Origin of the sequence: Cellulomonas sp. ATA003 (genome assembly GCF_031582905.1) — a bacterium.
Taxonomy (GTDB): Bacteria; Actinomycetota; Actinomycetes; order Actinomycetales; family Cellulomonadaceae; genus Pengzhenrongella.
In genome coordinates, this window is record NZ_CP133990.1 from 3,509,807 (window position 1) to 3,527,435 (window position 17,629).

Here is a 17,629-nt window from a genome sequence, read left to right on the forward strand (position 1 = left end):
GGAGCACCCACGCTGCCGACCACCGCGAGCCCCCGACGCCTCGCGTCCCGGCGCCGGTGGACGACGCTGCGCACGCTCCGGCCTGAGGACGGGTCACCGCGCGAGCTGCGCCCCGACCGACACCATGACCGGCACCAGACCGAGGAGGACGAACGCCGGCAGGAAGCACAGCCCCAGCGGCAGGACGAGCCGGACGCCGAGGCGCCCGGCCGCCTCGCGGACCTGCGCACGGCGCTCACGCACGAGCTGCTCGGCGCCCGCCCGCAGGGCCGGCCCGGGGGCCGCCCCCGTCGCCCAGGTCGAGGCGAGGGCCTGGGCGACAGGGGCCAGCCGCGCCGGCGCGCCGGCCCACGCGGCCGGCCATCCCGACCCCATGACGAGCGCGGCGGACGCCCGGACGAGCGCTGCACCGTCGGGCCCACCCATCGCTCGGCCGACGGCCGCCAGGGCCCGGGGCAGACCGGCGCCCGAGGCGATCGCCGCGTCCAGCAGACCCAGGACGACGACGACGTCGACCGGGCCGACGTCGTCCGCCGCGCGTCCCGCTCCCACGACCGGCTCGCGGGACACCGCAGGCAGCCGCCGGGCAGGCCGGGTGCACCACCACGGCGCCCCGGCCCCGACGGCGAGCACCGACGCCAGCACCAGCAGGACGCTCACGAGGCGCGGCCCGCGGACGCGGCACTGCGGGCGAGGCGAGCCGTCCACACCCGGCCCGCGAGCAGCAGTCCCCCGCCGCACGCCAGCGCCACGGACCCCAGCGCGCCGTCGAGCAGCACCGCGAGCGGGTCGGCACCGATCGCCGTGCCGAGCAGGACCCCGAGGACGGGCAGCCCGGTCAGCACGCGCGCGGTGGCCTGCGGACCGGCGAGCGCCGCACGCCGGTCCCCGTCGGCCTCCGCCTGCGCCGCGAGCGTGGCCGCGACGCCGTCGAGCAGGGGCGCGAGGGGCGCGCCGAGCTCGGCGGCGAGGCGGCCGGCGACGACCACGACGGCCGCCCCGTCGCGCTCGCCGGGCAGCCGCGCGAGGTCGGTGACCGTGGGCCCACCGGGCGGGACCGGGCGGCCCAGGGCCTGCTCCCACGCCGTGAGCGGGTCGGCCCCCGACCGCAGCCGCGCGGCGACGTCCGTGACGAGCAGGGCGAGGTCGGGGCCCGTCAGCGAGCCCTGCGCCGCGAGATGCCTGCGGCGGAGCACCCGGAGCAGCGGACCCCACGGACCGGCCGGCACCCCGCGGGGCACCGAGCCGGTGCCTGCGCCGGCGTCCGCGTCGGGGCCCGGCCGGACGGCGATCCGCGCCGGTGACCGACCGCCCGGACCGCGTGCCGTGAGCACCGCTGCCGCGACGAGCACACCGACCAGCCAGCTCATCCCCCGCCACCCCCGCCCGTGAGGCGGCGCTCCAGGGCCGGCCACCCAGGCCCGGGCACCACGCCCTCGGCACCCCCGCCCTCGGCATCCTCACCCTCGGCATCCCTGTCGCCGTCGCCCGGTGACCGGCGCAACGCGGTGACGACCTCCACCTGCCCGCTCGGGGCGCGCTGCACGACCCCGATCTCGGCGAGGACGCGCCGGGTGTCGGACCGACGCAGGTGGACGACCGCGTCGACCGCGCTCGTGGCCTGCGCCGCGACCGCGTCGCGGTCCATGCCGGCCAGCGCCGCCAGCGCCTCCAACCGGGCCGGGACGTCTGCCGCGGTGTTGGCGTGCAGCGTGGCCCAGCCCCTTCGTGGCCCGTGTTCAGGGCCGTGAGGACCTCGCGGACCTCTGCGCCACGGCACTCACCGAGCACGATCCGGTCCGGGCGCATGCGCAGCGCCTGCCGGACGAGGTCGGCGAGCCCGACCGCGCCGGACCCCTCGACGTTGGGCCGCCGGGTGAGCAGCCGCACGACGTGCGGGTGGTCGGGGACGAGCTCGCCGGCCTCCTCGATGCACACGATGCGCTCATCCCGCGGCACCAGGGAGAGCAGCGCGGACAGCAGCGTCGTCTTCCCCGTGCCCGTGGCCCCGGAGACCAGCACGTTCGCGCGCGCCGCGACGAGCCCCCGCAGCACCGGCGCGAACCCGGGCGCGATGCCGCCGGTGGTGACCAGCTCGTCGACCGTGAACGCACGCGGGCGCAGCACCCGCAGCGACAGCAGCGTGCACGCCCCGCCGACCGGGGGCAGGACCGCGTGCAGGCGGGTCCCGTCCGGCAACCGGGCGTCCACGAGCGGTGAGGCGTCGTCGAGCCGCTGCCCTCCGGACGCCGCCAGCCGGACGGCGAGCGCCCGCACCGCCTCCGGCGACCCGAGGTCGACGGGGGCCCGCTCGAGGCGACCGGCCCGCTCCACCCACACCTCGTCCGGGGCGTTGACCAGCACGTCGGTCACCGCGGGCGCGTCCAGCAGCGCCTGCAGCGGGCCGGCACCGAGCATCTCGGCCCGCACCGCGACCACCAGCGTCGCCAGCGCCCGGCTGCCGAGCACCGCACCGCACTCGCGCACCACGGCGCGCACGTGGTCGGCGGAGGGCACTGCGCCGTCGCGCACGAGCCGGGCCCGGACCTCGTGCAGCAGGTCCGGACTCACCGGCGGGTCCGCCCCGGGACCGGGGGCCACCCGGGGCGTTCGGGCTCGACCGCATCCGGGACGGGCAGCCCGGGCGCGACCCGTGCGCCGGTCACGACAGGCCCTCCGCGAGCCCCGCGACCGCGCGCGCGAACCGGCCCCGCCGGGGCGTCGGGCCCAGCCCGCGCTCGACGAGCGCTGCGAGGTGCCGGTCGTCCCCGACGGTGGCCGCCACCGGGACGTCGACGACGTGCGCCATCTCGAGCGCGGTCAGGCCGCCCGGTCCCGGTCCGCGCACCACGAGGCGGACGTCGGGGACGGTCGGGAGCAGGGCCTGCCGCAGCGCGACCACCCCGGCGACCGACCGGACGTCCCGCGGCGCCACGACGAGCACCACGGTGCAGCCCGCGACGGCCGGCCCCCGGTCGAGCACCTCCCGGCGGCCGAGGTCGATCACGACCGTGCGGTGGCACGACACCAGGGCGGCCAGCACGTCGGCGACCACCTCCGGCGGCGCCGGCCCCGGCCGCCACCGGTCCCCGCTGAGCACCGGAACGCCGCCCCACACCGGCAGCAGGGCGGCGAGCTCCTCCCCGGGGACGTCACCGCGCGCGTCGGACAGGTCGGCCCACCGGACGCCGTCGACCGCCTCGATGCCCAGGTGGACGTCCAGCCCGGCACCCGACGCGTCCAGGTCGACCAGCACGACCGGCGCGCGCTCGTCGTCCGGGGTGGCGACCGGCCGGCGTCGGCCACCACCCCCGCGCCCGGCACGCCGCCCGCGCTCGCGGGGGTCGGCCGCGGTGCGCCACGCCTGCGCAAGCCCCGCGGCGAGGGTCGTCGCCCCGGCCCCGCCGCGCGCTCCCACCACACCGACGACGGTCCCCGCCTGCTCCACGTCCGCGCCCCCTCGTCGTCGTCGCCCGGTGGTCGGCCGCTCACCCACGGAGCGGTGGCCCGACCCGACGGTGCCCGCCCGGATTCCGGACCGGGCGCCGCGTCGGCGCGCACGGTGCACGACGACGCGTCCCCAGCGGCCGGGGTCGGGGCGCGCGGCTCGCCTCCGGCCGCCACCGGGCCCCGAGGGGCAAGATGGCCCCATGGGTTCAGCGCCGAGCGTGTCGTCCTCGATCACCGTGCGCCTCGAGGTCGAGGCCCGCCCGACCGCCGTCAGCGAGCTGACCACGGCGATCGAGAGGAGGGCGGCATCGTGACCGCCCTGGACGTCACCGCGTCCGGGCACGAGCGCATCACCGTGGACGTGACCTGCGCGACCACCGGCGACACGCACGCCAGCGCCATCGTCGAGCGGCTGCGCGCGCTGCCCGGGGTGCAGGTGGAGCGGGTCAGCGACCGCACCTTCCTGCTGCACCTGGGCGGCAAGCTGTCGATCGAGTCCAAGGTCCCGCTGCGCAACCGGGACGACCTGTCGATGGTCTACACGCCCGGGGTCGCCCGGGTCTGCCAGGCGATCGCGGCGCGCCCGGCCGACGCACGCAACCTCACCATCAAGCGCAACACCGTCGCGGTGGTCACCGACGGCACCGCGGTGCTCGGCCTGGGGGACCTCGGACCGCTCGCCGCGCTCCCGGTCATGGAGGGCAAGGCGGCGCTGTTCAAGCGCTTCGCCGGCATCGACGCGTTCCCGATCGCGCTCGACACGACCGACGTCGACCGGATCGTCGACACGGTCTGCGCGATCGCCCCGGTGTTCGCCGGCATCAATCTCGAGGACATCTCGGCCCCGCGCTGCTTCGAGATCGAGCGGCGACTGCGCGAGCGCCTGGACATCCCGGTGTTCCACGACGACCAGCACGGCACCGCGATCGTGACCCTGGCCGCGCTGACCAACGCGCTACGCGTGGTCGGCAAGGAGCTGCCCGACGTCCGCGTCGTGCTCTCCGGCGCCGGCGCGGCCGGGACGGCCGTGCTCAAGCTCCTCCTCGCGGCCGGGGCGGTCGACGTCGTCGTCGCCGACATCGACGGCGTCCTGCACCCCGACCGCCCAGGGCTGTCCCCCGAGCTCGCGTGGACGGCGCAGCACACCAACCCCCGGCGGGTGAGCGGCACGATCGCCGAGGCGCTCGTCGGCGCGGACGTCTTCATCGGCGTCTCCGCACCCGACGTCATCACCGCCGACGACGTCGCCCGCATGGCCGATCGCTCCATCGTGTTCGCCCTGGCGAACCCCCGCCCCGAGGTCGACCCGGTCGAGGCGGCGCAGCACGCCGCCGTCGTCGGCACCGGCCGCTCCGACTTCGCCAACCAGATCAACAACGTCCTCGCGTTCCCCGGCGTGTTCCGCGGGCTGCTGGACGCGCAGTCGCACCACATCGACGACGCGATGCTGCTGGCCGCGGCGACCGCGCTCGCCTCGGTGGTGGCGCCGGAGGAGCTCAACCCGACCTACATCGTCCCCAGCGTCTTCAACCCGGAGGTCACCACGGTCGTCGCGGCCGCGGTCGAGAAGGCCGCCCGGGCCGGCGGCTGAGCGCGGACGCGGACGCCGACGCCCGCCGGTCCGGGACCCGCCGGGCGGCGCACCCCCGTCGCCCTAGCGTGGGCGGAGTACCGGGCCGGCCCCTGCCGCCGGCCACCGCCGGCCGCACAGGAGCACCGATGAGCAGCACCGATCCCCGCCGTCCGGACGGCACGACCCCCGGTGTCCCGCCGGGCGCGTCCGGCGGCACGTCCCGTCCCGCCGGCAGCACGTCCGCCGGCACGTCCCGTCCCGCCGGCAGCACGTCCGCCGGACCCGCCGGGACCGGGCCGGCGGACACCCCGCGGGCCACGACCCCCGCCGCCCCCGAGCCGGCGGGGCCACGCACCACCGGGCCCGGCGGCCACGTCGTCGGCGTGCTCATCGGCATCGTGCTGACCGCGGTCGCCCTGGTGCTGCTCGCGCTGGGGATGTCGCGCATCCTCTCGGCCGGGGCGGGCGAGGACGCCGTGAGCCCCGACGCCCTCGGCATGGTGCTCGTGACCCTCGGCGCGCTGGTCGCCGGCGGCGTCGCGCTGCTCGCCGTGCGCACGAGCACGATCCCGTTCGCCGGCGGGCTGCTGGCGCTCGTCGTCGGCGCCGCCTACCTGTTCGCCCCGGTGGACACCCACCGCGAGACGGTGCGGCTGCTCGCGACGCAGCAGAACCGCGAGGGCGTCCTCACCATCATCACGATCGCCACCACCGGCATGATCTTCACCCTCGGCGTGGTGCTGCTGGCCGCGGGGTTCGCGGCGTCGCTGGTCCGGCGGCGGGGCATCGCGGTGGGGGCGTTCCGCGAGCGCACCCGGACCTCCACCGGGCGCCGATGACCGCACCGTCCCCGGCTCCGCCAGGGCTGACTCACGGCACCGGCACGGCACCGGCACGGCACCGGCAGGGCACCGCCACGGCACCGACCGGAGCACCGGCGCGCGGGGCGCGACAACGCGCCACCGCCCGTCGGCGTCGGACTAGAGTGCGGCGGCAGCAGGACCGACAGAGCAGTCACCCATGCGCGCAGCCGAGCTGCGGACCGGAGGAGTTGTGACCCAGGAGTCCCCCACGTCGCCCGGCCTGGAGAACCTGTCGAGCGAGGACCGACGCTTCCCGCCGGACGCGCGGTTCGCCGAGCAGGCCAACGCGCACCCCGAGCTGTACGCCTGGGCCGCCGCGGACCGCACGGGGTTCTGGGCCGACCAGGCCCGCGAGCTGATCGCGTGGCAGCAGCCGTTCACCGAGGTGCTCGACTGGTCCGGCGCCCCCGTCGCGCGATGGTTCGCGGACGGCACGCTCAACGCCTGCTACAACGCCGTCGACCGGCACGTCGAGGCGGGTCACGGCGACCGGGTCGCGATCCACTTCGAGGGCGAGCCCGGCGACACGCGCACGATCACCTACGCGGACCTGCAGCGTGAGGTCTCCCGGGCAGCGAACGTGCTGGCCGACCTCGGGGTCGTCACCGGCGACCGGGTCGCGATCTACCTGCCGATGATCCCCGAGGCCGTCGTCGCGATGCTCGCGTGCGCGCGCATCGGCGCCGCGCACTCCGTCGTCTTCGGCGGCTTCTCCGCGGAGGCGCTCCGCTCCCGCATCGAGGACGCCGAGGCCAAGGTCGTCATCACCGCCGACGGCGGCTACCGGCGCGGCTCTGCGAGCGCGCTCAAGCCCGCCGTCGACGAGGCGCTCGCGGGGGCGGACCGGTCGAGAAGGTGCTCGTCGTGCGTCGCACCGGCCAGGAGGTCGCCTGGACCGACGGACGCGACGTCTGGTGGCACGAGGCGGTCGAGGCCGCGGAGCCGACCCACACGCCGGTGTGGGTCGAGGCCGAGCAGCCGCTGTTCATCCTCTACACGTCCGGCACGACGGGGAAGCCCAAGGGCATCTTCCACACCACGGGCGGGTACCTCACGCAGGCGGCGTTCACGCACCGCAACGTCTTCGACCTCAAGCCGGAGACGGACGTCTACTGGTGCACCGCCGACGTCGGCTGGGTCACCGGCCACACGTACGTCGTCTACGGCCCGCTGGTCAACGGTGCGACGCAGGTGATCTACGAGGGGACGCCGGACACCCCCGACCGCGGTCGCTGGTGGGAGATCGTCGCGAAGTACCGCGTCTCGATCCTGTACACGGCGCCGACCGCGATCCGGACCTGCATGAAGTGGGGCGAGGAGATCCCGGGCGAGCACGACCTGTCCTCGCTGCGCGTGCTCGGCAGCGTCGGGGAGTCCATCAACCCCGAGGCGTGGATGTGGTACCGCCGGGTCATCGGCGGCAACCGCACCCCGATCGTCGACACGTGGTGGCAGACCGAGACCGGGGCGATCATGATCTCCCCGCTGCCCGGCGCCACGACCCTCAAGCCCGGCTCCGCCCAGGTCCCGCTGCCCGGGATCAGCGCCGACGTGGTCGACGACGAGGCGCACCCGGTGGCCGACGGGGCCGGCGGCTACCTCGTGCTCACCGAGCCCTGGCCCGCGATGCTGCGCGGCATCTGGGGTGACCCGCAGCGCTTCGCCGACACCTACTGGTCGCGCTTCCCGGGCCTGTACTTCGCCGGGGACGGCGCCAAGAAGGACGACGACGGCGACATCTGGCTCCTCGGCCGGGTCGACGACGTCATGAACGTCTCCGGCCACCGGCTGTCGACCACCGAGATCGAGTCGGCGCTCGTGTCGCACCCGTCCGTGGCCGAGGCGGCCGTCGTCGGCGCGACCGACGACACGACCGGTCAGGCCGTCGTCGCGTTCGTCATCCTGCGCGGCGGCAACGTCGAGACCGCCGGCACGGTCGAGGAGCTGCGGGCGCACGTCGCCCGCCAGATCGGCCCGATCGCGAAGCCGCGCAGCATCCTCGTGGTCGCCGAGCTGCCCAAGACGCGGTCCGGCAAGATCATGCGCCGCCTGCTGCGCGACGTCGCCGAGCACCGCGCGGTCGGTGACGCGACGACGCTCGCCGACGCCTCGGTCATGGACCTCATCAGCCGCGGGATGGACAAGCAGTCCACCGCGTCCGCGGAGGACTGACCGCACCGCTCCACCCGCCGGCGGCTGCCCGGGCCGACGTCACGGCCCGAGCAGCCGCCGCAGGTCGGCCACCCGCACGTGCCGGCGGCGTCCTCGGTGGTCGCCGCCCGGCCCGCGGGACCCGCCCGTGATCGCGCACCCGCGCGACGTGGTGGGATGTCTCCCATGCCCGCACGTCTTCCCGCCGTCCACCGCGGCCCGCTCGACGCGCACACCGCCGCGGAGGTCCGCGAGCTCGCCGAGCAGGCGGCGGCCGTCGACGGCATCGCCCCGCTCTCCGAACAGCCGCTGCTCGCCCTGACGACCGGGGCGCACACGGTCCACCTGCTCGCCCGCGACCCGGACGGTCTGCTCGCCGGGTACGCCCAGCTCGACCTCGGCGCCCCGGACGTCGGCAGCGCCGAGCTCGTCGTCGCCCCCGCGGCGCGACGGGCCGGGATGGGCCGACGGCTGCTCGAGGCCCTGCGCCAGGTGGTCGCGGCACCCGCCGCCGGGGAGCCGGACCGGTCGCTCGTCGTCTGGGCGCACGGCGACCTCCCAGCCGCACGGGCCCTCGCGGGGGCGGCCGGCCTGGACGTCGTGCGCGAGCTGTGGCAGATGACCGTCGACCTCGAGCAGCACCCGGCCGACGAGGCCCCGGCGCTGCCGAACGGGGTCACCGTCCGGGCCTTCCGACGTGGGCAGGACGAGGAGCGGTGGCGCTGGGTCAACGCGCGCGCCTTCGCCCACCACCCCGAGCAGGGGCGCCTGACGCGGGAGGACCTCGAGGCGCGGTTCGCCGAACCATGGTTCGACCCGGAGGGTTCCTCCTCGCCGAGCGGGACGGCGTCCTGCTCGGCTCGGTGTGGACCAAGGTGCACCCGGCGGACGGGGTCGCCGAGCCGGTCGGGGAGATCTACGTCGTCGGCGTCGACCCCGGCGCGCAGGGCCTCGGGCTGGGCGGCGCGCTGACCCGGATCGGCCTGGCGCACCTGGCCGGACGCGGGCTGCGGCGCGTCATGCTCTACACCGACGCGGACAACACGGTCGCCGTCCGCACATACACGGGCGCCGGCTTCGTCCGGACCGGCGTCGACGTCCAGTTCGGCTGACCGCCGCACCCCACACCGCCCGGTGACCGGTGGCACGATGGCCCGATGACGGACCAGCCCCTGCCCCGCAGCGTGCGACGGCCCTCCCGGCCGCCGCACATCGCCGCCGTCCCCGGACCGGTCCCCGGGTCACCCGCCGAGGCGGGCGACGACGCCCCCGACACCCCGGACCTCGAGCACGTCACGCTCGACGACGCACCCGAGGACCGCTTCGCCGACCGCGAGCTCAGCTGGCTGGCCTTCAACGAGCGCGTCCTCGAGCTCGCCGAGGACCCGAGCCAGCCCCTGCTCGAGCGGGTGCGGTACCTGGCGATCTTCGCCTCCAACCTCGACGAGTTCTTCATGGTCCGCGTCGCCGGCCTCAAGCGGCGCATCGCGACCGGGCTCGCGGTGACCGCGGCGTCCGGGATGAGCCCGCGGCAGGTGCTGGAGAGCATCGCCGAGCGGGCGCACGAGCTCTCCGCACGCCACGCGCGCGTGTTCACCGAGCAGGTGCAGCCGGCGCTCGCCAAGGAGGGCATCACGCTCGTCCCGCTCGACGAGCTCGGCACCGACGAGCAGGAGCGGCTGCACAAGTTCTTCCGCAAGCAGATCTTCCCGGTCCTCACCCCGCTCGCGGTCGACCCGGCGCACCCGTTCCCGTACATCTCCGGCCTGTCGCTCAACCTGGGCGTCGTCGTGGTCAACCCGTCGACCGGCAAGGAGCACTTCGCCCGGGTGAAGGTGCCCGCGCTGCTGCCGCGCTTCATCGCCGTCGACGCCCGTGGCCGGCCGAGCGCGCCGAGCGCGCAGGCCGCCGCACCCGAGCGGGGGCCGATCTCGTTCGTCCCCTCGAGGACCTGATCGGCCATCACCTCGACCAGCTGTTCCCCGGCATGGAGGTGACCGCGCATCACACCTTCCGCGTCACCCGCAACGAGGACGTGGAGGTCGAGGAGGACGACGCCGAGAACCTGCTGCAGGCGATGGAGAAGGAGCTCCTGCGCCGCCGCTTCGGCCCGCCGGTGCGGCTCGAGCTCGCGGAGGGCATCCACCCGCGCATCCGCGAGCTCATGATCCGCGAGCTCGGGGTCTCCGAGCAGGAGGTCTACGAGCTGCCGGCACCGCTTGACCACACCGGCCTCAACCTCATCGCCGACCTGGACCGCAGCGACCTGCACTACCCGCGCTTCGTCCCGACCACGCACCGGCACCTCGCCGAGGTGGAGAGCGCGAAGGCGAGCGACGTGTTCGCGGCCATCCGCGAGCGCGACGTCCTGCTGCACCACCCGTACGACTCGTTCTCCACGTCGGTCCAGACCTTCCTGCAGCAGGCCGCCGCCGACCCGAACGTGCTGGCCATCAAGCAGACCCTGTACCGCACCTCGGGCGACTCCCCCATCGTCGACGCCCTCATCGACGCCGCCGAGGCCGGCAAGCAGGTGCTGGCCCTGGTGGAGATCAAGGCCCGGTTCGACGAGCAGGCCAACATCTCCTGGGCGCGCAAGCTCGAGCAGGCCGGTGTCCACGTCGTGTACGGCATCGTGGGCCTGAAGACGCACTGCAAGCTGAGCCTCGTGGTGCGCCAGGAGCCGGACGGGCTGCGCCGCTACTGCCACGTCGGCACGGGCAACTACAACCCGAAGACCGCGCGTCAGTACACCGACCTCGGTGTCCTGACGTGCGACCCGGAGGTCGGCCAGGACCTCACCCGGCTGTTCAACCAGCTCAGCGGCTACGCGCCCAAGTCCCGGTTCCACCGGCTCCTGGTGGCCCCGCGCTCCGTCCGGGCCGGGCTGGTCGAGCGGATCGACCGCGAGGCGGCCAACCACCTCGCCGGTCACCCCGCGTGGGTCAAGATCAAGGTGAACTCGGTCGTCGACGAGGCGACCATCGACGCGCTGTACCGCGCGTCACGGGTCGGGGTGCCGATCGACCTCGTGGTCCGCGGCATCTGCGCCGTCCGCCCCGGGGTGCCCGGCCTGAGCGAGACGATCCGGGTCCGGTCCATCCTCGGCCGGTTCCTCGAGCACTCGCGCGTGTTCGCCTTCGCCGACGCCACCGGCGCCGGCCCCGAGGTCTTCATCGGCTCCGCGGACCTCATGCACCGCAACCTCGACCGCCGGGTCGAGACCCTGGTGCGGATCGTCGACCCCGGGCACGTCGCCGACCTGGTCGAGATGATCGACGCCTCCATGGACGACGGCACCGCGTCGTGGCACCTGGGGCCGGACGACACCTGGGTCCGCCACCACCTCGACGCCGACGGCGCCCCGCTGCTGGACCTGCAGGAGCGGTACATCGCCGGTCGTCGCCGGTCCTCGCGGGGACGGTGACGCCCGCAGCGGGCACATCCGGGGACATCCGGGCACGACTGGGCATGTCCCAGCGCGGCTGACCGCACGCCGACCGGCACCCCGGCCGGCGCCGCGGGTTTGCGAGCGGTCCGGGTGATGGTCATCATCGAGCCGTGACCGGACCCAGCCCCCGTCAGCGTCCGGTCGAGGCGGCCGGTGCGCTCGTGTGGCGCGAGCGCCGCGGGGGCTCGAGGTCGTCCTCGTGCACCGACCCCGGTACGACGACTGGGCGTGGCCCAAGGGGAAGGTCGACCCCGGTGAGGCGGTCGCCGCGGCGGCCGTGCGCGAGGTCGAGGAGGAGACCGGCCACGCCGTCGTCCTCGGCGCGCCCCTGCCGACCCTGAGGTACCGGACGAGCGACGGACTGCCCAAGCGCGTGCACTACTGGGCCGCCCGCGTCGCCCGCCGCGGGGACGGCCCCGCGCTGGCGGCTCGCGCGGCGGTGACGCCGGCGACGCGCGACGAGATCGACCGCGTGCGCTGGGTGGGCGTGGACGACGCACGGACGCTGCTGACCCGCCGCACCGACCGGGCACCGCTCGACGCGCTCCTCGCGCTGCACGCCAAGGGCCGGCTCACCACCGACGTCCTCGTCGTCGCCCGCCACGGTCGTGCCCGCCGCCGGTCGGCCTGGGCGGGCGACGAGACCGACCGTCCGCTGACGAGCACCGGACGCGCGCAGGCGGTCGCGCTCGTCCCGGTGCTCGCCGCGTTCGGGGTCCTCGACGTCGTGACCAGCCGGTGGGAGCGGTGCGCCGCCACCATCCAGCCGTACGCGGACGCCGCGGGCCTGGTGCCCGGGAGCGCCTACCTGACCGAGGCCGAGCACGAGCGCTCCCCCAGCCGCGTGGCCGGGGGCGTGCACCGGCTCCTCGAGCGGCGGCGTGACGTCGTGGTGTGCACCCACCGACCGGTCCTGCCCACGGTGCTCGACGTCCTGGGCCAGCACTCGCCCCGCCCGGTCGCCGATGCCCTGCCCGCGAAGGACCCGTACCTGCGGACCGGGGAGGTGCTGGTGGCGCACGTCGCGCAGACGGCCAAGGGACCCCGGGTGGTCGCCGTCGAGCAGCACCGTCCGCCCGTGGCGTGACCCACAGGAGCCGGCTGCAGGCTGCCGCGACGCGCGTCGACGCGTACAGTGGGCGGCACGACGTCGGGCCGCGTTAGCCCCGGGCTCCACACAAAGCCGCCTCGAGCGGCCTTCGCGCCGACAGGCGCTTCTGCGGTCCGGCGTCGCCCCACCGTTCACCGGGCGTTCACCCTCGGATGGTGTGACGGTCACCTCAGCACGCTCGGCGTGGTTGCGTGTTCACTCCGCGGCTGCCCTAGCCTGTGTGCCGACACGCCCCCTCTCCTCGGAGCCCTCCTGTGCGCCTGCGCCTGACACCGCGCGACACGTCCTTCTTCGACCTGTTCGCCGCTTCCGCACAGCACCTCGTCACCGGAGCCACGCTCCTGGGTGAGCTGCTGGGCGCCGACCGGGCGGGCCGCAAGGTCATCGCCAAGCAGATCAGCGACGCCGAGCACCTCGCCGACGAGGCCACGCACTCGATCATGCGGCGGCTCAACCAGACGTTCGTCACGCCGTTCGACCGCGACGACATCTACGCGCTGGCGTCGAACCTCGACGACTGCATGGACCACATGGAGGAGGCCGCCGACCTCATCGTGCTGTACCGGCTCGACGAGCTGCCGGCCAGGGTCGCCGACCAGGTGCACGTCCTGCAGCGCGCCGCCGAGCTGACCGCGGACGCGATGCCGCGGCTGCGCTCGATGTCCGACCTGAGCGACTACTGGGTCGAGGTCAACCGGCTCGAGAACCAGGCGGACAAGGCGCACCGCAAGCTGCTCGCGCAGATGTTCGACGAGATCACCGACCCGATCCACCTCATGAAGCTCAAGGAGGTCGTGGAGAAGCTCGAGGACGCGGCGGACGCCTTCGAGAAGGTGGCGAACACGGTCGAGACCATCGCGCTCAAGGAGTCCTGAGCCGGTGGAGCTCGCCCTCGTCGTCGTCGTCGTCGCGTTCGCCCTCGGGTTCGACTACACCAACGGCTTCCACGACGCCGCCAACGCGATCGCGACCTCGGTCTCCACACGAGCGCTGACCCCCGGGTCGCGCTGCTCATGGCCGCGGTGTTCAACCTCATCGGGGCGCTGCTCGGGACCGGGGTCGCCCAGACCATCGGCTCGGGGATCATCGAGATCGCGCCGGACGCCGGCACGCACGGGCTGGCGATCGTGCTCTCCGGCCTCATCGGCGCCATCACGTGGAACCTCATCACGTGGTGGTTCGGCCTGCCGTCGTCGTCGACGCACGCGCTCATCGGCGGCCTCACCGGGGCCGGTCTCGCCTCGGCGACCACGGTGCACTGGGACGTCATCCTCGACAAGGTCGTCCTGCCGATGATCCTGTCCCCGCTCATCGGGTTCGGGCTGGCCTACCTGCTCATGGTGGCAGTGCTGTGGGTCTTCAAGAACGCCGCCCCCGCGAAGGCCCAGCGCCGGTTCCGGATCGCGCAGACCGCGTCGGCCGCCGCGATGTCGCTCGGCCACGGTCTGCAGGACGCGCAGAAGACGATGGGCGTCATCGTGCTCGCGCTCATCGCCGGCGGTCTCCAGACGACCAGCGAGATCCCGCTGTGGGTCAAGCTCTCCGCGGCCGGCGCGATCTCGCTGGGCACCTACGCGGGCGGCTGGCGGATCATGCGCACGCTGGGGCGCAAGATCATCGAGCTCGACCCCGCACGTGGCTTCGTCGCCGAGACGGTCGCGGCGTCGGTGCTCTACACGACCGCCTTCGCCTTCCAGGCGCCGGTGTCCACCACCCACACCATCACGTCCGCGATCATGGGCGTCGGCGCGACGAAGCGGTTGTCCGCGGTGCGCTGGGGCGTGGCGAAGAACATCGGCCTCGCCTGGGTGCTCACCATCCCGATGGCTGCCGGCGTCGCCGCCCTCATGTACCTGGTGCTCGGCCCGCTGCTCGGCTGAGCACCTACTCCAGCCGGTCGGCCCGCCAGAGCGTGGCGGCCTGCTCGAGCTCCTCCGCCGTCCGGACGAGCGAGCCGGCCCCCTTGGTCAGGCGCAGCGCCGCCTCGGCGTCGCGGTCCTCCACGTAGTCGGCGTCGAACGCGGCCCCGGTCGCGAGCACGCGGCAGAACGCGGCGCCGCGCTCGAGCGCGACGGCGAGGTCGCCGGCGTAGACGCCGGACAGGACGGCGTCGACCACGCGGCGCAGCTCGTCCGGCCCGAGCGAGTCGGCGACCCCGGCGACCGCGACGTGCACGGGTGCCGCGGCGACACCCATGCGGTAGCGCTCCGCGAGGGTCTGCGGGTCGCGACGCACCCACTCCCGGATCACGTACAGGCGCCACAGCGCACCGGGCAGGGTGTCCGGCGGGCTGTCGGACCACATGGCGGCGACGACGTCGAGGCCCTCCGCCTCCACGAGGCGGACGAGGCGCTCGACCACCTCGGGGTCGTCGGTGGCCCGCGCCTGGTGGACGAGGGCGCCCGCGGTGGTGTGCGCGAGCTCGGAGCGGACGGCCGGGTCGATGTCGCCCTGGAGCTCGTCGGCCGCGCGCGGGTCCAGCATCGCGGGGCGGCGCGGTCGTCTCGGTGCGCTCTCGTCATGACTCACCCCCAGTGTGGCCGGTGCGCGCCAGGGCCGCTGAGCGCTTCGGCAGCGATGTCGCGGACGCGGGGACGACGGGGCGACGGCGACGGCGACCGCGCTCGCGGTGACCGCGTTCACAGGCCTGACCGTTGCCCGATGCAACGACCCGACGTACCGTTGCTCCAAGCAACTATTGGGAGGTGTCGTGACCACGTCGGACCACCTGTCCCTGATCCGCGCGATCGAGGACATGGCGCGCGCCCAGCGCGACACCGGCGCGTGGCTCTCCCGTGAGCTCGGGTGCGGCCGTGGCGGGATCACCGTCGTGCGCCTGCTCGGGTCCGGGCCCCGTCAGGTCGGCGAGCTCGCGCACCTGCTGCGGGTCGACGTGTCGGTCGCGAGCCGCCAGGTCGCCGCGCTGGTCGACGCGGGACTGGTCGAGCGGGACGTCCCCGCGGACGACCGCCGGCTGCGGACCGTCGCGCTCACCGACGCCGGACGACGGTTCGCCGCGCGCGCGACCGAGGCGACCCTCGGGCTGGCCGCGGCCGTGTTCGCCGACTGGTCCCCCGCGGAGCTCGACGAAGCCACCGGGCAGATCCGCAAAGTCGCGAGCGCGATCGCCGACCACCACGGCGCCACGGCCGGCACTGCCGGCACGACAGCCGACGCTGCGTCCCGCCCCGGCCCCTCACCGGCCCGCCCGTCGCCCACGCGCACCGCACCCACCCACCCGCACCGCACCGCCACGTCCCCGGAACGAGAGATCGCATGACCACCGCTGCTCCGCCCACCCCCACCGCCATGACGCACCGGCAGGTCCTCGAGTCGCTCTCCGGGATCCTGCTCGGGATGTTCGTGTCCATCCTGGCCACGAGCGTGGTCTCGTCCTCGCTGCCGCGGATCATCGCCGACCTCGACGGCACGCAGTCCGCGTTCACCTGGGTCGTCACCGCGACGCTGCTGACCACCACGATCTCCACCCCGGTCTGGGGCAAGCTCGCCGACCTCGTCGACCGCAAGCTGCTCATCCAGCTCGCGCTGGTGATCTCGGTGGTGTCCTCCGCGGTCGCCGGCTTCTCGGAGTCCACCGGGATGCTCATCACCATGCGGGCCTTCCAGGGCCTCGGGGCCGGTGGGCTCACGGCCCTGGGCACGGTCCTGATCGCGGACATCATCTCCCCGCGAGAGCGCGGCCGGTACATGGGCCTCATGGGTGCCGTCATGGGCATCGGCATGGTCGGCGGCCCGCTGCTGGGCGGCGTCATCACCGACGGCCCGGGCTGGCGGTGGAACTTCTTCGTCGGCCTGCCGTTCGCGGTCGCCGCGATCATCGTGCTGCAGCGCACCCTGCGGCTCCCGCCGCTGACGCCGCGCCGGGTGCGGATCGACTACGCGGGTGCGCTGCTGATCTCGGCCGGGATCTCCACGCTGCTGCTGTGGGTCACCTTCGCCGGCGGCAGCTTCCCCTGGGTCTCGGGGCGGTCCGCCGCGATGGTCGCCGGGTCCGTGGTGCTGCTCGCCCTGGCCGTCTGGGTCGAGTCCCGCGCCGCCGAGCCGATCCTGCCGCTGCACCTGTTCCGCAACCGCACGCTCGTGCTCGCCGTGGTCGCCAGCGTCGCCGTCGGCGTCGCGCTGTTCGGCACCTCGGTGTTCCTCAGCCAGTACATGCAGGTCGCCCGCGGCAAGACGCCCACCGAGTCCGGGCTGCTCACCATCCCGATGATCGCCGGGCTGCTCGTCTCCTCCACCCTCAGCGGCCGGGTCATCTCCCGCACCGGGCACTACAAGCGGTACATGATCGCCGGCGCGAGCCTGCTGACGGTCGGCCTGGGCCTCATGGGCACCATCCGGTACGACACCGGCTTAGTGCTCGTCAGCCTGTACATGCTGGTGCTCGGCGGGGGTGTGGGGATGCTCATGCAGAACCTCGTCCTGGCCACCCAGAACTCCCTCGACGTGCGCGAGATGGGCAGCGGCACCGCGACGGTCGCGTTCTTCCGCACCCTCGGTGGCGCGGTCGGCGTCTCCGCGCTGGGCGCCGTCCTCGGCTCCCGCATCACCACGCTGCTCACCCGCGGGCTGACCGACGCCGGCATCGACCCCAGCGCGCTCGGCGGCGACACGACGGCCGTCCCGGACGTCTCGACCCTGCCGCCCGCCGTCGCCACGGTGGTCGAGCGGGCCTTCGGCGAGGGCATCGCCGACCTGTTCCTCATCGCGGTACCGCTCGGCGTGGTGGCGCTGGTGGCCGTGCTGTTCCTCCACGAGGTCCCGCTGGGCACGCGCTCCGGCCTGGAGCAGCGGATGGCGAACGACGCCCTGGCCCGCGAGGGAAGCACCGCGGAGGCGACGCTGGACACCATGCCGCGCGCCTGAGGGCACGAGCAGGGCACGAGCGGGGCGCGACGACGCCGACGGTGCACCCACCCGGGTCTGCCGTCGGCGTCGTCGTCGCTGACAGGATGGCCACCGTGACGGACACCAACGCCCGTGTCGAGCGCGAGCTCGGACTCCTCCTGCGC

11 protein-coding genes and 5 pseudogenes are annotated in these 17,629 nt (G+C 74.9%); 11 read left to right on the forward strand and 5 right to left on the reverse strand.

From position 1 onward, the window contains the following. Window positions 1–93: 93 nt before the first annotated feature. From REH70_RS17405 to REH70_RS17425, 4 genes and pseudogenes are all read right to left on the reverse strand, one after another. Entirely contained in the window at window positions 94–660 is a 567-nt protein-coding gene (locus tag REH70_RS17405) for a type II secretion system F family protein (RefSeq protein WP_310754388.1), read from the reverse strand. Next, entirely contained in the window at window positions 657–1,370 is a 714-nt protein-coding gene (locus REH70_RS17410; RefSeq protein WP_310749235.1) for a hypothetical protein, read from the reverse strand. Before REH70_RS17410 ends, REH70_RS17405 begins: the two co-directional genes overlap by 4 nt. Then, window positions 1,367–2,559: pseudogene (locus REH70_RS17420) on the reverse strand (TadA family conjugal transfer-associated ATPase). The gene REH70_RS17410 and the pseudogene REH70_RS17420 overlap by 4 nt, the downstream one beginning before the upstream one ends. 103 nt (window positions 2,560–2,662) lie before the next feature. After that, window positions 2,663–3,448 carry a pilus assembly protein FlpE gene (locus REH70_RS17425; protein WP_310749239.1) on the reverse strand — a complete coding sequence of 262 codons (786 nt, stop codon included), beginning with the start codon at window positions 3,446–3,448 and terminating at the stop codon, window positions 2,663–2,665. 202 nt (window positions 3,449–3,650) lie between these two features. On the opposite strand from REH70_RS17425, the pseudogene REH70_RS17430 reads away from it, so the two are divergent. The 9 genes and pseudogenes from REH70_RS17430 (at window position 3,651) to REH70_RS17470 (ending at window position 14,479) form a co-directional block, all read left to right on the forward strand. Next, a pseudogene (locus tag REH70_RS17430) lies at window positions 3,651–5,041 on the forward strand (NAD-dependent malic enzyme). A gap of 128 nt (window positions 5,042–5,169) precedes the next feature. Continuing rightward, window positions 5,170–5,862, forward strand: a complete 693-nt coding sequence (locus tag REH70_RS17435; RefSeq protein WP_310749241.1) for a hypothetical protein — start codon at window positions 5,170–5,172, stop codon at window positions 5,860–5,862. Window positions 5,863–6,043: 181 nt separating this feature from the next. Beyond that, window positions 6,044–8,058, forward strand: a pseudogene (acs, locus tag REH70_RS17440) (acetate--CoA ligase). Window positions 8,059–8,223: 165 nt separating this feature from the next. After that, window positions 8,224–9,009: a mycothiol synthase gene (gene mshD, locus REH70_RS17445; protein ID WP_310749244.1), complete on the forward strand. Its 786-nt coding sequence runs from the start codon at window positions 8,224–8,226 to the stop codon at window positions 9,007–9,009. Beyond that, on the forward strand, window positions 8,901–9,149 hold the full coding sequence (locus REH70_RS17450; RefSeq protein ID WP_310749246.1) for a GNAT family N-acetyltransferase: 249 nt from the start codon (window positions 8,901–8,903) through the stop codon (window positions 9,147–9,149). Before mshD ends, REH70_RS17450 begins: the two co-directional genes overlap by 109 nt. Window positions 9,150–9,194: 45 nt before the next feature. Then, a pseudogene (locus REH70_RS17455) lies at window positions 9,195–11,464 on the forward strand (RNA degradosome polyphosphate kinase). Window positions 11,465–11,687: 223 nt separating this feature from the next. Further along, on the forward strand, window positions 11,688–12,575 hold the full coding sequence (locus REH70_RS17460; RefSeq protein WP_310749248.1) for an NUDIX domain-containing protein: 888 nt from the start codon (window positions 11,688–11,690) through the stop codon (window positions 12,573–12,575). A gap of 278 nt (window positions 12,576–12,853) precedes the next feature. Continuing rightward, a complete protein-coding gene (locus REH70_RS17465; RefSeq protein WP_310749250.1) occupies window positions 12,854–13,474 on the forward strand; it encodes a DUF47 family protein in 621 nt (206 codons plus the stop codon). A 4-nt stretch (window positions 13,475–13,478) separates the two neighbouring features. Continuing rightward, window positions 13,479–14,479 (forward strand): annotated as a pseudogene (locus REH70_RS17470) (anion permease). 4 nt (window positions 14,480–14,483) lie between these two features. Here REH70_RS17470 and REH70_RS17475 read toward each other — a convergent pair. Continuing rightward, a complete protein-coding gene (locus REH70_RS17475; RefSeq protein ID WP_310754390.1) occupies window positions 14,484–15,083 on the reverse strand; it encodes a hypothetical protein in 600 nt (199 codons plus the stop codon). A 226-nt stretch (window positions 15,084–15,309) separates the two neighbouring features. Here REH70_RS17475 and REH70_RS17480 point away from each other — a divergent pair, with 226 nt between their 5' ends. Further along, window positions 15,310–15,879, forward strand: coding sequence for a MarR family transcriptional regulator (locus REH70_RS17480; RefSeq protein ID WP_310749252.1), 570 nt, complete (start codon window positions 15,310–15,312; stop codon window positions 15,877–15,879). Next, window positions 15,876–17,483, forward strand: coding sequence for an MFS transporter (locus tag REH70_RS17485; RefSeq protein WP_310749255.1), 1,608 nt, complete (start codon window positions 15,876–15,878; stop codon window positions 17,481–17,483). The genes REH70_RS17480 and REH70_RS17485 overlap by 4 nt, the downstream gene beginning before the upstream one ends. Window positions 17,484–17,629 lie beyond the last annotated feature (146 nt).

Coding starts and splice junctions, on each gene's coding strand:
- REH70_RS17410 (WP_310749235.1), bottom strand. CDS start 1,370: ATGAGCTGGCTGGTCGGTGTGCTCGTCGCGGCAGCGGTGCTCACGGCA.
- REH70_RS17435 (WP_310749241.1), top strand. CDS start 5,170: ATGAGCAGCACCGATCCCCGCCGTCCGGACGGCACGACCCCCGGTGTC.
- mshD (WP_310749244.1), top strand. CDS start 8,224: ATGCCCGCACGTCTTCCCGCCGTCCACCGCGGCCCGCTCGACGCGCAC.
- REH70_RS17475 (WP_310754390.1), bottom strand. CDS start 15,083: ATGCTGGACCCGCGCGCGGCCGACGAGCTCCAGGGCGACATCGACCCG.
- REH70_RS17485 (WP_310749255.1), top strand. CDS start 15,876: ATGACCACCGCTGCTCCGCCCACCCCCACCGCCATGACGCACCGGCAG.